This is a genomic window from Pedobacter sp., from assembly GCF_965279535.1.
In the GTDB taxonomy this organism is placed as follows: domain Bacteria; phylum Bacteroidota; class Bacteroidia; order Sphingobacteriales; family Sphingobacteriaceae; genus Pedobacter.
In genome coordinates this window covers 3,387,057-3,401,152 of sequence record NZ_OZ257244.1, presented here as the reverse complement: position 1 = coordinate 3,401,152, position 14,096 = coordinate 3,387,057, and the positions used below count along the sequence as shown (strand labels likewise).

At 42.6% G+C, this 14,096-nt stretch carries 5 protein-coding genes; 4 read left to right on the top strand and 1 reads right to left on the bottom strand.

The features are described 5' to 3' along the window. Nucleotides 1-69 precede the first annotated feature (69 nt). Nucleotides 70-1,341, bottom strand: coding sequence for a serine hydroxymethyltransferase (gene glyA / locus ACQY77_RS13790; protein WP_421941568.1), 1,272 nt, complete (start codon nucleotides 1,339-1,341; stop codon nucleotides 70-72). Between the two features lie 427 nt (nucleotides 1,342-1,768). Between glyA and ACQY77_RS13785 the strand changes: the two genes are divergently transcribed. The 4 genes from ACQY77_RS13785 to ACQY77_RS13770 are packed head-to-tail and all read left to right on the top strand — an operon-like array spanning nucleotide 1,769 to nucleotide 14,091. Next, on the top strand, nucleotides 1,769-8,791 hold the full coding sequence (locus tag ACQY77_RS13785) for an SDR family NAD(P)-dependent oxidoreductase (protein WP_421941569.1): 7,023 nt from the start codon (nucleotides 1,769-1,771) through the stop codon (nucleotides 8,789-8,791). A gap of 22 nt (nucleotides 8,792-8,813) precedes the next feature. Next, entirely contained in the window at nucleotides 8,814-13,049 is a 4,236-nt protein-coding gene (locus tag ACQY77_RS13780; RefSeq protein ID WP_421941570.1) for a beta-ketoacyl synthase N-terminal-like domain-containing protein, read from the top strand. Further along, nucleotides 13,037-13,339 (top strand): acyl carrier protein, encoded by a 303-nt coding sequence (locus tag ACQY77_RS13775; protein WP_421941571.1) that lies wholly within the window; start codon nucleotides 13,037-13,039, stop codon nucleotides 13,337-13,339. The genes ACQY77_RS13780 and ACQY77_RS13775 overlap by 13 nt, the downstream gene beginning before the upstream one ends. Continuing rightward, nucleotides 13,327-14,091 (top strand): alpha/beta fold hydrolase, encoded by a 765-nt coding sequence (locus ACQY77_RS13770; protein WP_421941572.1) that lies wholly within the window; start codon nucleotides 13,327-13,329, stop codon nucleotides 14,089-14,091. Before ACQY77_RS13775 ends, ACQY77_RS13770 begins: the two co-directional genes overlap by 13 nt. Nucleotides 14,092-14,096: the final 5 nt, after the last annotated feature.

Sequence of the window (14,096 nt, the reverse complement as noted above, 5' to 3'; positions counted from 1 at the left end):
GAGCATATAAAAAAAGCAGTTACAAATTAATGCAACTGCTTTTGGTATGTTAAAACCTTTAGGTTTATCTTATTTATATAAAGGGAAAGCGCTTACCAGTTTAATTACTTCAGCTTTTACAGCGTTTAAGTTTGCTTCGTCTTCCGGATTGGTTAAAACCTGATCGATTAACTCGACGATTTTCTCCATTTCTGCTTCTTTTAAACCACGTGTAGTAATAGCTGCAGTACCTACACGGAAACCTGAAGTTACAAATGGTGATTTATCATCAAAAGGAACCATGTTTTTGTTTACAGTGATATCTGCTTTTTCTAATGCATTTTCTGCAAGCTTACCGGTGATGTTCTTGTTACGAAGATCGATCAACATGAGGTGATTATCTGTACCGCCAGAGATGATACCATATCCACGGGCTACAAATGCTTTTGCCATGGCTTGCGCGTTGGCTGCTACCTGTTTAATGTAAGTACCATACTCATCAGTTAAAGCTTCGCCGAAAGCAATGGCTTTAGCTGCAATGATATGCTCTAACGGGCCACCTTGTGTTCCTGGGAAAACAGCCATGTCCAATAAGTTGCTCATCATGCGGGTTTCGCCTTTAGGTGTTTTTAATCCCCAAGGGTTTTCGAAATCCTGTCCCATCATAATCATACCACCACGTGGGCCACGTAATGTTTTGTGGGTAGTTGTAGTAACGATATGACAATGTGGAAGTGGATTAGCCAACAAACCCTTAGCAATTAAGCCTGCCGGGTGAGAAATATCTGCCAAAACCAGCGCACCAATTTTATCGGCAACCGAACGGATGAATGCATAATCCCACTCACGTGAATAAGCAGATGCACCACAGATAATTAATTTTGGCTTTTCGGCCAACGCAACTTCTTCTAATTTATTATAGTCGATTAGACCAGTCTCTTTTACTACACCGTAAAATAAAGGCTGATATAGTTTACCTGAAAAGTTAACAGGAGAACCGTGAGTAAGGTGACCGCCATGAGAAAGATCGAAACCTAAAATCTTATCACCAGGTTGCAAAACGGCTAACATAACCGCAGCATTTGCCTGTGCACCAGAGTGAGGTTGAACGTTTACCCAAGCTGCACCAAACAATTGTTTAGCTCTATCGATCGCAATTTGCTCTACCACATCTACCACTTGGCAACCGCCATAATAGCGCTTTCCAGGTAGACCTTCTGCATATTTATTGGTTAATACTGAACCAGCAGCTTCCATCACCTGCTTGCTTACGAAGTTTTCTGATGCAATAAGCTCTAAGCCATGTTCTTGACGGTTTAGTTCCTTATCGATGAGTTCAAAAATTTGGTTGTCTCGTGTCATCCTTTATAATAGGTTTGTGTTTTTTTCGCAAAAGTAAGAAATTTATTGATAGCATAGGGCTGTGAACAAATCTTTCGACAAAAATCATTTTGTATACAGGTAAGGCGCAACGCTTTAGCACATTTCTTGCCAGGTTTAACCAATAATCTCTATTCATATTCGCCATTTACGTCCCCAGGCGGATATTCATTTCATCCATTATGTAAAAACAGACAAAATATGCCGTTCTACGATGTTAAATTTGTCTAATTAATACTATAAAGCCAAACCGCCTTCTAATTCACCCTTTTTTGAATAAAATTTTAATCAAAAAGAAAAATTAATTAACAAAAACCAAACAGTTAGTTAACAAACTGAGATAGACTGGCTAAAATCATGGCTTTTCGTAAACAATCTGATGCAATGAACCCTACAAACAGCATAAAACATGAAAAAGCAGACCCTAATTGGCATTACTCCCTTTGAAATTCCTGATGTATCGCTTATTTCAAGCCTTTATCAAGCAGACTTTTTCCCGGTATTGAGTCTTGGGTATGATAAAACAAAAGCAGTAGAAGCGCTTCGCATGGTTGAACAGCAACAAATTGACTTTGGTATCTGTTTGTCGACCGCATTTGATGATTTAGATTTACCTGCTTCGGTAAGTGCTATAATCGCTCCTTTCGGATTAACCATCAACAAACAAGCTGCTACTAAAATAATTTATCAGGTTTTCGACCTTAAATCAGCTCTTTTGGCAAAAGAAGCGGGTGCAGACGGGATAATCATTAAAGGGAATGAAGGAGCTGGAAAAGTTGCCTATGAATCTTCCTTTGTGTTATTTCAAAGGATCATGCAAACCGTTAAAGATATTCCCGTGTGGGTACAGGGAGGCATTGGTGTGCACACTGCGGCATCTTTAATGGCACAGGGCGCTGCAGGCATTGTGCTAGACAGCCAGTTAGCCCTGTTTCCTGAGTGTAATGTTCCTGCCGGGATTAAAAATATTTGCAGCAAGCTCAGTGGAACAGAAACCAGGCTGATTGACAATTGCAGGGTACTGGTTCGTCCAAATTCTCCGTCGTTATCAGATCACCCCAGCTATGGGGAGCTAAAAAAATACTTTGGTGGCTATGATTTAGATAAAAATTATCTCCCAATGGGACAGGATATTGCTTTATCTGTTGATTTGGCCACAAAATATAAGAAGTTACGCCAATTGGCTTACAGTATTAAAGAAGCCTGTTATGGTCACCTGAAACAAGCCCAGGCGATTAACATTATTCAACCTGATAATCCACTGGCAAGAGATCTGAATATCACCTATCCTATTGCACAGGGGCCCATGACCAGGGTGAGTGATGTAGCCCCCTTTGCCAATGCAGTAGCCGAAGCAGGTGCCTTGTCTTTTATAGCCCTATCCTTACTTAAAGGTAGTTCGGCAAGAAAATTGATTCAGGAAACTAAAAAGCTGGCCGGAGATAAAACCTGGGGCGTAGGCATTTTAGGCTTTGCGCCACAAGAACTGAGAGATGAGCAACAGGAATATATTTTGGAGGCTAAACCTCCTGTATTGCTAATTGCCGGGGGTAGACCATCACAAGCCAAACCTTTTGAAAAAGCAGGTATCAAAACGTTTTTACACGTTCCATCTGTAGCACTTTTAGATTTGTTTTTAAAAGAGGGCGCTAAGCGATTCGTTTTTGAAGGCCGGGAATGTGGTGGCCATGTTGGTCCGTTATCCAGTATGGTGCTGTGGGAAAAACAAATTGACCGCCTTTTAAAAGAAGAAAATCCGGAAAACATCAGCGTATTTTTTGCCGGTGGAATTCATGATGCCTTTTCTACAGCTTTTATTGCTATCATGGCCGCTCCTTTAGCAGCAAAAGGAATGAAAATTGGTGTTTTAATGGGAACGGCTTATTTATATACCCAGGAAGCAGTAAGCACTGGTGCGATATTAAGGAAGTTTCAGCAGGAAGCGCTCCAGGCATCAGAAACGATACTACTTGAAACTGCACCCGGTCATGAAACGCGCTGCTTAAATTCGGCCTTTGCTGAGTTTTTTAATCAAGAAAAACAGCGTTTACAAGCAGAGGGCATTGATAAAAAAGAAATCTGGTCCAAATTAGAATCACTCAATGTAGGCCGGTTACGTATTGCTGCAAAAGGCATTGAAAGACGAGGGAATGAACTGGTTAAAATTAATGAGCAGGACCAGACCGATTTAGGCATGTATATGATTGGGCAAATTGCCCCGATGCACAAAGAAATATTTTCGTTATCGGCTTTACACAAGGATGTGGCCGAAGGGAATTTTAAACAGGTTACTGCGGCAATACTTCCTGCTCCGCCAAGCAATCAGGAAAAATCATTGGATGTAGCCATTGTAGGTATGGCCTGTATTTTCCCCGGCGCCAGAAACCTGGAAGAATACTGGCAGAACATCATTTCAGGTAAAGATTCGGTAACGGAAGTACCGGATGAGCGCTGGAATAAGGCACTTTATTATGATCCGGAGTCAACCGCAGGAGATATGTCGCACTCTAAATGGGGTGGATTTATTCCCAGGATAGATTTTGATCCACTTGAATTCGGAATTCCACCACAATCACTCGCAGCTATCGAACCCACCCAATTGTTAACCTTGCTGGTAGCCAAACAAGCCATGCAACATGCCGGTTATGCCGATGGAGGGGTTGACAATGAAAATGTTTCTGTAATTATTGGTGCTGAAGGGGGCAACGATCTCGCGAACAGTTACAGTTTTAGAGGCTACTACAAGCAGGTTTTTGGGGAAATGCCTGCTGAACTGGATGCTGTCCTCCCTAAAACAACTGAAGATTCTTTCCCTGGCATTTTGGCCAATGTAATTTCGGGCCGTATAACCAACCGGCTAAACTTAGGCGGCCGCAACTATACTGTTGATGCTGCTTGTGCTTCCTCATTAGCGGCCATTGATCTGGCTTGCCAGGAACTATTCCTTGAGAAATCTGATATGGTACTGGCAGGGGGAGCAGACTTACACAATGGGATTAACGATTACCTGATGTTCTCGAGTACCCATGCGCTTTCTAAAAAAGGACGATGTGCCACCTTCGATGCTGAAGCGGACGGTATTGCTTTAGGTGAAGGAATAGCTATGGTAGTTTTAAAAAGATATGAAGATGCACTGAGAGACGGAGATACCATTTATTCGGTAATTAAAGGCATTGGTGGATCGAGTGATGGCAAGAGCCTCGGACTAACTGCTCCACGAAAGAACGGACAAATCAATGCTTTAGAAAGGGCTTATCATCAGGCTGGTATTACACCTTCATTAATTGGATTAGTAGAAGCGCACGGTACGGGTACCGTTGTTGGTGATAAGACGGAAATCAGTGCTTTAACCGATATGCTGAATCAATCTGGTGCAGTAGCGGGACAAACTCACCTGGGCTCTGTTAAAACCCAAATTGGCCATACCAAATGTGCAGCAGGCTTGGCGGGCCTGATTAAAGCATCATTGGCGCTATATCATGGTGTAAAGCCACCTACCATCCATTTAAAAACCCCCAATAGCATTTACAAGCCAGAAACCAGTCCTTTCGCTTTTAACACTGAAGCCGGTTTATGGATGGAAGAGAAACGTTATGCAGGGGTAAGTGCTTTTGGTTTTGGTGGTACAAACTTCCATGCGGTGTTGGAAAACGGAACGGTTCCGGAGCAAGCTACCATTCTCCAATTCTGGCCTGCAGAGTTGTTTGTTTTCAAAGGTGATACTTATGAAGAAGCCCGGACGCGCCTGGGAGCCGTTAAACAGATCCTGGAAATCAATGATCAGATTGAACTTAAAAATATTGCTTTCAGTTTAGCTACAGGCGATCAAAAGCCTGTTCAGCTCAGTATTATTGCCAGCAGTGCCGAAGATCTGGCCATGAAAATAGACCTTGAACTTTCTGGTGTGGAGAGCAAAGATACTTACCGCACGCAAAAGAAAGCAGGAAAGGTTGCTTTTATGTTCCCGGGGCAAGGCAGTCAAAGGGTAAATATGGCCAGAGAACTTTTTGTGGTTTTCCCTCAAATGAGGAAGCTTTTAAAAAATTACCCGGCTTATGAAAAAATTCTTTTTCCAAGTGCTGTGTTTGATGCAGAACTGGCAAAAGATCAAAAAGAACGTATTAAAGATACGCGAATGGCACAGCCTTTATTGGGCATTGTAGACCTCGCGATTGCCAATTTCCTTCAATCGTTAGGCATACAGCCTGATATGGTTGCCGGACACAGCTATGGAGAACTTCCGGCATTGTGTTTTGCAGGTGCTTTTGACGCTGAAGAATTGGTGGATTTAAGTGCAAAGCGTGCAAAATCCATTCTGGATGCAGTAGAAAATGGCGATCCGGGAACCATGCTCGCGGTAAGCGCGAAACCAGAAGAACTTACTCCGTTTATGAATGGCCTGGCGGTATATCCGGTTAACTTCAATTCGCCGCTGCAATGTGTGGTGGCTGGTACAACCGCAGATATCCAACAGCTTTCAACACTACTTAAAACGGCAAAAGTTTCATTCAGACCATTAGAAGTGGCATGTGCTTTCCACAGTCCTGTTGTTGCCAAATCAAAAGATCTATATCAAGAAGTACTGTCTACAGTCCCTTTTAACGATTTGCAGATCCCCGTTTGGTCTAATACTACCGCTAAACCTTATCCGGTAGAAGCTTCCGCTATTAAAACACGTTTAACCGATCATTTGGTTAAGCCGGTACTCTTTGTAGATGAGCTGAATGATATGTACGAAGCTGGGGCACGCATTTTTATTGAAGTTGGGCCTGGCAAAGTATTATCGGGTTTAACCAAAGCCTGTATTGGTAAAGATGAAGTAATTCTACACACCGAGGATCAAGGATTAAATAAGGTTAGTCACCTATTGGCAACCCTCGCTGCTTATATGGCTACCGGTCGTGAAATTAATTTGGAGCAGTTATTTGAGGGTCGCTCTACCCAGTTTATTAAACTTGATGAACCAGGAAGCTACAAAAAAAGCCCCGCAATCTGGTATGTGAACGGCCAGCAAGCAGTTCCATCCACAGGCAAGCTTCCGGCAAATGGTGCATCGCCTATTACGCAACCCATTGTTATGAAAACAAACGCTACCCATACAGAAAATACACAGATCAGCGGTTCAGCGAAGGATTTAATGATGCAGGAATATCTTCAAAGCATGAAAGCATTGATTCAGGCGCAAAGAGATGTCATGCTGTCTTTCCTTGGTCAGGTACCGAATGTAACGTATAGTCAAACTCCAGCTGTAAATCTTCAGTCGCCAGCTCCTATCAGCATAGAAAATGCTGTGGTTGTCACTGAAGTTACAGTTGCCCAGACTCCAGCCACAGCTATAGTTGCTGCACCTTCACAAAAGGACTTCAAGTTAGTGCTTTTGCAAATTGTAAGTGATAAAACAGGTTATCCGCAGGAAATGCTGGGAATGGATATGGATTTAGAAGCCGATTTAAGCATCGACTCGATTAAACGTGTGGAGATTATTGGTGCCTTACGCAATGAACTGGGCGGTTTTTCTTCTCTTAATCAATCAGAAGATAAGATTATGGAGCAACTGGCTAGCCTAAAAACCCTAAGTAGCCTGGTAAACTGGATTGCCGAAAATTCAGCCCAACCAGCTACTGCTCCTGTAGCAAAAACTCCCATTGCAACATCCACAAAAGCGGCATCAGTTAAGTTTTCTGCCGAGGAATTAAAAGCAGCCATACTGGAAGTGGTAAGTGAAAAGACAGGCTATCCAAAAGAAATGCTCGGAATGGATCTTGATCTCGAAGCCGATTTGAGTATCGATTCTATTAAGAGAATGGAAATTATTGCAGCACTAAAGGAAAAAATAGGTTTTGGCACTCAAAATGAACAAGCTGACGATTTAATGGAAAAATTAGCGGCCATTAAAACATTAAATAGCCTGGTAAACTGGATTGCCGACGTGGAGACAGAAAGTGCAGAGGTTTTAACGGAAGCTAAAAAGATTATTGAGGAAAGCATCGAAGATCAGACTGTTCAGGAGAAATTATCCAGGCTCCGTTTCGAGCTTACCCCTGCAGCCCTTACCGTTACAGAAGCTGCCATTTTAAAGGGGCAACGCTTTGCCATTACAGATGACGGCGCGGGTCAAGCCATTAAAATTAAAACCCTGCTGGAGAAACATGGCTCTACCGCGGACATCATCAACTTTGATGACGCTTTAACAGACTATCAAGGTCTCATCATCCTCAACATGTTCGAAGCACAAAAGAAAGCGGGCATTATCGATCATTTCTCCATGATTAAAAAAATCAATTTTGACGCTGTAAAATGGGTTTACCTGATTTCCGATACCAAAGGCTATTTTAACGATCAGTCGGATATTTCCTTCCTGCGCAACTACCAGGGCTACTCTGGCTTTTTCAAAAGTTTAGACCGCGAATACGAACAGGCAAAATGCCGTTTCATCAGTTTGGAAACTAAAATGTCGGCAGATGAAGTAGCCAACATGACTTTGAATGAAATCTTAAATCCAGACAAACCTTCTGAGATCATTTATAACGATCACAAAAGGCACATCATGGAATTGGTTCCAAGTCAGTTAAGTACCACAAGTGATGATGAACACATCAAACTGGATAAAGAGGCAGTAGTTTTGGTTTTAGGTGGCGCACAAGGCATTACAGCCGAGCTAACGATTCACTTTGCCAAAGATTATCCTTGTAAATATATTCTGGTAGGTCGCTCTGCTAATCCACTCTTATCTGCCAATGAAGCTACCGCTTCTTTAAGCAGCAAGGATGAGATCAGAAAATATTTAATTGACCAGGGAGAAATTAAAAAGCCTGCGGAGATTGAACAGGAAACCAATAGGATCTACAAAAACAATCAGATTTTAAAAAGCATAACGACCCTGCAAGAAGGTGGCTCTACTGTAGTTTACGAATCGCTTGATCTGAGAGACGAGGCTGGCTTAACCCGACTGATCAATAATGTTTATCAGGAATATGGCCGTATTGATGGTGTAGTTCATGGTGCTGGTTTGTTAGAGGATAAGCTGTTCCAAAATAAAACCCCTGAATCTTTTGAGCGTGTTTTCGACACGAAAGTAACGCCTTTAAGAGTGCTCGCAGAGCAACTCCGCCCGGAAACCCAATTTGTGATACTTTTTTCGAGCATTGCATCCGTTTACGGAAACCGTGGTCAAACCGATTATGCTGCAGCAAACAGTGTAATGGACAAATATGCCTGGGCACTCAAGCAACGCATTAAAGGTAAAGTAATGGCCATTAACTGGGGCCCCTGGAAAGGTGCCGGAATGGTTTCCCCTACACTTGAAAAAGAATACCAGCGTCGTGGCATTGCCTTAATACCATTGAAAGATGGAATGGAAACTTTCTTAAATGAACTCAAATATGGAAAAGAAAGCCAGGTACTGATTATGGCTGGAAATACCTGGACGTAACTGCATTTAAACTGAATAGCAAATGAAGAAAGACGATGTAGCCATCATTGGGATGTCTTGTGTTTTCGCTGGTGCGAAGGATGTAACCAGTTTCTGGAAAAACATCATCAACCGGGTAGATGCTACGCAAACTGTTCCCGCAGACCGCATAGATCCGGTTCATTTTGACAAGCAAATAACTGGTGTCGATCGTTTTTATTGTAACCGTGGGGGTTTTATCCCCGATTATGAATTTGATCCGCAACGCTTCGGGATTTTACCTTTAGCGGTTAGCGGCACCGAGCCTGATCACTTAATTACGCTTGATCTGGTTCATACAGCCCTGGAAGATGCCGGAGTTTTTGATAAACAGGTGAGTTTGGATAAAACAGGAATCATCATTGGTAAAGGTAATTATGCTGGTACAGGAGCTACCCGGGCGATTGAAATTGTACGAACAGGAGCCCAAATTTCCAGTTTACTCAAAGATTTAATGCCTCAGCTCTCTGAAGCAGAAATTGAGAAAGTAAAGCACGAGTACCAGCTGCGCAAAGGTCGGTTTAGTGCCGATACCGCCATGGGGCTAATCCCAAATCTGGTGGCGTCCTTAGTAGCGAACCGTTTCAACCTCGGTGGAGCGGCATTCACCATTGATGCTGCTTGCGCAAGCTCGCTCATTGCAGTAGATCATGCAGTGCAGGAACTGCATACCGGAAGGTGTAACATGGTCATTGCCGGAGGGGTGCACCTGGGGCAGAATGCCGCCTTCTGGAGCATCTTTTCGCAACTCGGTGCTTTATCCCGCCAGGAAAAGATTAAACCTTTCGACCAAAATGCCGATGGGTTAATTATTGGTGAGGGTTGTGGTTTTGTGGTTTTAAAACGGTTGGAAGATGCGCAAAAAGATGGAGATAGAATATACGCCGTAATTAAAGGTACTGGAGTGAGCAGCGATGGAAGTGGTACCAGTGTGATGAGTCCAGCAGTAAAAGGACAGATTAAAGCCATTCAACAAGCCTGGGAAAATGCAGGTGTAAAAAGTGAAGATATCGGTTATCTGGAAGCACATGGAACGGGAACGCCATTGGGCGATAAAACAGAAGTTGAGACTTTAAAACAGTTTTTCGGTCAGGATACCCATTTACCCAAAGCGGGAATTGGCTCTGTCAAATCAAACATTGGTCACGCCATGCCCGCAGCAGGTATTGCCGGGTTGATTAAAACAAGCCTGGCCTTGTACCATGGCATTATCCCGCCTACTTTAAACTGTGAGCAGCCAATTGACCAACTTTCTGAAACCAGATTTACTGCCGTTCAACAAGCTATCGATTGGGATCAATCGGGTTTACCCAAACTGGCAGCCGTAAATGCTTTTGGTTTCGGCGGCATCAATGCACACGTGGTGCTTACGGCTTTTGATCTTCCAAAAAAAGATACGGTCTTGGTTATCGCCAGGCAAACACATCAGGAACTAATTGAGGCTTTAGAGCACGAAGATTATAACAAAGGAGAAGGTAATTATCGCCTTGCCGTATTTAACCCTACACCTGATCGATTAAAAAAAGCGCTAAAAATTGCAGCTAAGAATTTACCCTGGCGCAACAAACAAGACATTTGGTACACCAATAAACCTTTATTGACAAATGGTGGAAAAGTAGCGTTTGTATTTTCAGGTTTAGATGGACTTACAGGAGGCGAATTTGAAACCGTAGCCAAATATTTCAACATTGAAGTTGATGAAAAGGAAAGTCAGGAAGGCCTGTTAACCGAGGCCTTAAAAGTATTAAACAAAAGCAGTGTTTTAGATCAGGCGTTAAAGCAGCTTGGCGTAAAATCAGACATGAACGCTGGCCACAGTTTAGGCGAATGGCTAGCTGCCAGATCTTCAGAACTGGCAGAAGAAAGCTCGGTAATGGACTTATTAAAAGTGCTTAATCCCGAAACTTTCGATTTAAAAGATTCGAGGTTTATCGCCGTAGGTTGCGGACTGAATATTCTTCAGCCCATTATAGAAAGCATACCCGATTTATACCTTTCTAACGATAATTGCCCTCAGCAGGTAATCTTATGCGGCAGTCAGTCTGCTTTGGCTGAATTAGTCCCCATACTAAAGGCCCGACAAATTTTCAACCAGATATTACCCTTCCAATCAGGCTTCCACTCGCCTTTCGTAGCCGATAAACTGGAATTAATTTTAGATGGAATGCAAAATATGCAATTCCGTAAAACCACCACCCCATTATGGTCGGCAACTACTTTGGATGTTTACCCGGAAGGTTTTGAAGCCATCAGGCAGTTGAGCGCAGAACATTTAATTAAGCCTGTACGCTTCCGTGAATTAACAGAAAAACTCTATGCAGAAGGGGCTCGGGTTTTTATACAGGTGGGTTCTGGGGGCTTAACTGGGTTTATTGATGATACCCTAAAGGGAAAAGACATCAGTACCATTACCGCTAATGTTCCTATACGATCAGGCATAGCCCAATTGCAACGGGTTTTAGCAGCACTTTTCGCAGAAGGAAAAGAGGTAGGTTTAGCGTTTTTAGGCAATCTTAAATCCCCAGTTAAAAAAAGTAAGGGCATTAAGCTGGAATTGGGATCTCCAATTATCCATGACCTCCAAAGTTTAAAAGGCATTACCATTCAACAAACACAGCCAGCTGCGCCAGTGAATTTCCCGGCACATTCCAGTAATCCTGTTCTACAGGCATTCAACGAAAATATGATGGAAATGATGAACATGCAATCGGAAATCATCCAGCTGTTCGAAAATCCTGTAACAGTACCATCCGTACAAAGAGATTTGGCCGTAGACAAAATATCCGCACCGAAGCGGATTAATTTTGAAAAACAATTAGATGTTAGTCTGGATAATTGCCCTTACCTGATAGATCATGCTTTGCTCAGACAGCCAAAAGGCTGGCCAACTGTAGAAGACATGGATCCCGTTATCCCCATGACTATGATTTTTGAACTCTTTGCCGAAATTGCCCATGAGCAATCGCCCGCAGAAAAAGTCCAGAAGATCATGAACATCCGTGTTTTTCAATGGATGAACGTGGTTAAGCCTTTCCGGGAAACCGTAACAGGCGAATGGAAAGACCAGCAAAAGGTATACCTCAACCTGGAGCGCTTTGCCAATGCAGAAGTACAACTGGCGGCCGGGTTAAGCACTGCTCCTACTCTGTCTTTTGATATTGGAAAGCCTTTAAACATTGATCGCAGCACCGAACAAATTTACGATGCACACATGTTTCATGGCCCCGGGTATCAGGGAATCAAAAAATTAATCGCTGTGGGTACCAAAGGTATAACAGGGTTAATTGAATCCGGCAATGGAAAAGGCTCTTTATTAGATAATGCCGGGCAACTTTTCGGCCTTTGGTTGCAGCTCACCTTAACCAGGGATAGAATTGCCTTCCCGGTTAAAATTCAGGAGATTGAGTTTTTCGGCGATATGTACGACCAGCAAGGAGCGTTTGAATGTACCTGCATGCTTACAGACATAAATGATGAATTTGCCACAGCAGACATCATGATGAAACGGAATGGGGAGCTTTGGGCTATTCTTTCTGGTTGGCAAAACCGAAGACTGGAAATTGATGAGCCGTTATGGAACGTTTCCATGTCTCCACTGCACAACCGTTTATCTGCAGAAATTGCCCCAGGGGTTTTCATGTTTAATAATGCCTACACCAGAGTGGTGTCCTGGGATTTTATTTTAAAACGCTATTTCAACCAGACTGAAAAGCAATACCATCACAATCTGTTGCCCAATAAGCGCAGAACCTGGATGATCAGCCGTGTGGCAGTTAAAGATGCGGTAAGAAATCTGCTCAATACACAAAAACAACAGGCCTGCTATCCAATCACCTTCGAAATTTATTCAGATGAGTTCCGTAAGCCTTATGTAAAAGGCGGATTAACAGCGGGAATCCAGGTTTCTATTGCGCACAAAGGGACAGATGCCGTTGCCATTGCCCGTTTAAATGAAGCAGTGGGAATCGATATTGAACTGATCGAAGCACGCAGTCCTGCTTTTTTTGATCTGGTATTTACCGAGATCGAGATGCTCCTGTTGGAAGGCCGTGATAAAACGGAATGGGCAACCCGTTTTTGGGTGGCTAAAGAAGCTTACGGCAAATATTTAGGAAAAGGACTTCAGGGCAATCCCAAAGCATACACCGTTTCAGCAGTTGATGGTGAAACGTTAAAAATCAATGAAAAAGTAATTAAAACGATTAAACATCATAACTATATCATCGGATGGACACTATAACTACAGCAACTAAAATGAACAGTGAAGAGATTTTTGATCTCATGAAGCAATTTATCACTGAGGTAATCGGAGAAGAATTTGTTGAAGAAATGGATATCACTCCCGAAAGTTCTTTCACCAAAGACCTGGAAATGGACAGCATTGAAATTGTATCCTTTTCAGAAAAAATTAAAGCCCATTTTGGAGATCAAATTGATTTTACAGGCTGGCTTTCTGAAATGGATTTAGATCAGCTGATCAACTTAAATCTGGGGATGATCATTTCTTATATCGAAGAATGCCAATCGTAAAAGTAAAAGATAGGGAGGTTCATATCCAGGAGCTGAACAAAGGTGCGGCAGAAACCGTCATTCTGGTTCATGGGATGTTTAGCAACCTTTCTGTTTATTATTTCAGCATTGCTCCAATTTTAGCTGCGCAATTTCATGTGGTGCTATACGATTTAAAAAGCCACGGCATGAGCGAGAAAACCTTGCATGGTTACGACCTCAATAGCATGACTGATGATTTACTGGCATTAATGGAAACTTTGGAACTCAAAAAAGTTTACCTGGGAGGCTATAGTTTCGGAGGCTTAATTGCTTTGAAGATGGCCACCCGTTTTCCGGAAAGAATTAAGAAGCTTGCCATTATTGAAGCGCCAGATCCCAGCGATGAAAAAGCCAGAGGCATTATTGATGAATACAGCCGCGAGTTTTTAGAACATTATGTAGAAAATTTTACCGACACTACAAAAGTGAAAATGGGTAAAAGGCAGATGGAGAAAAACCACCGCATGTACGAATATCTTTTTTATCAAACCAGCATCAAACAAGACATGATTAATGAACAGGACTTCTTCGGTTCCGGAGGTTTAACAAGGGTTTCACATGAAACGTTTCTGCTTTACGGCTGGTTTTCTAACTGCCTGGATGCCGGGAAACTGCTCAACAGAAAAATCAAAAACTCACGCTTACTGGCTATTGAAGGCGATCATAATATTCCGATACAACATCCGCAGCAAGTTGCAGATAACCTTTTAAACTTTTTCCAACAAACGTAAACCCA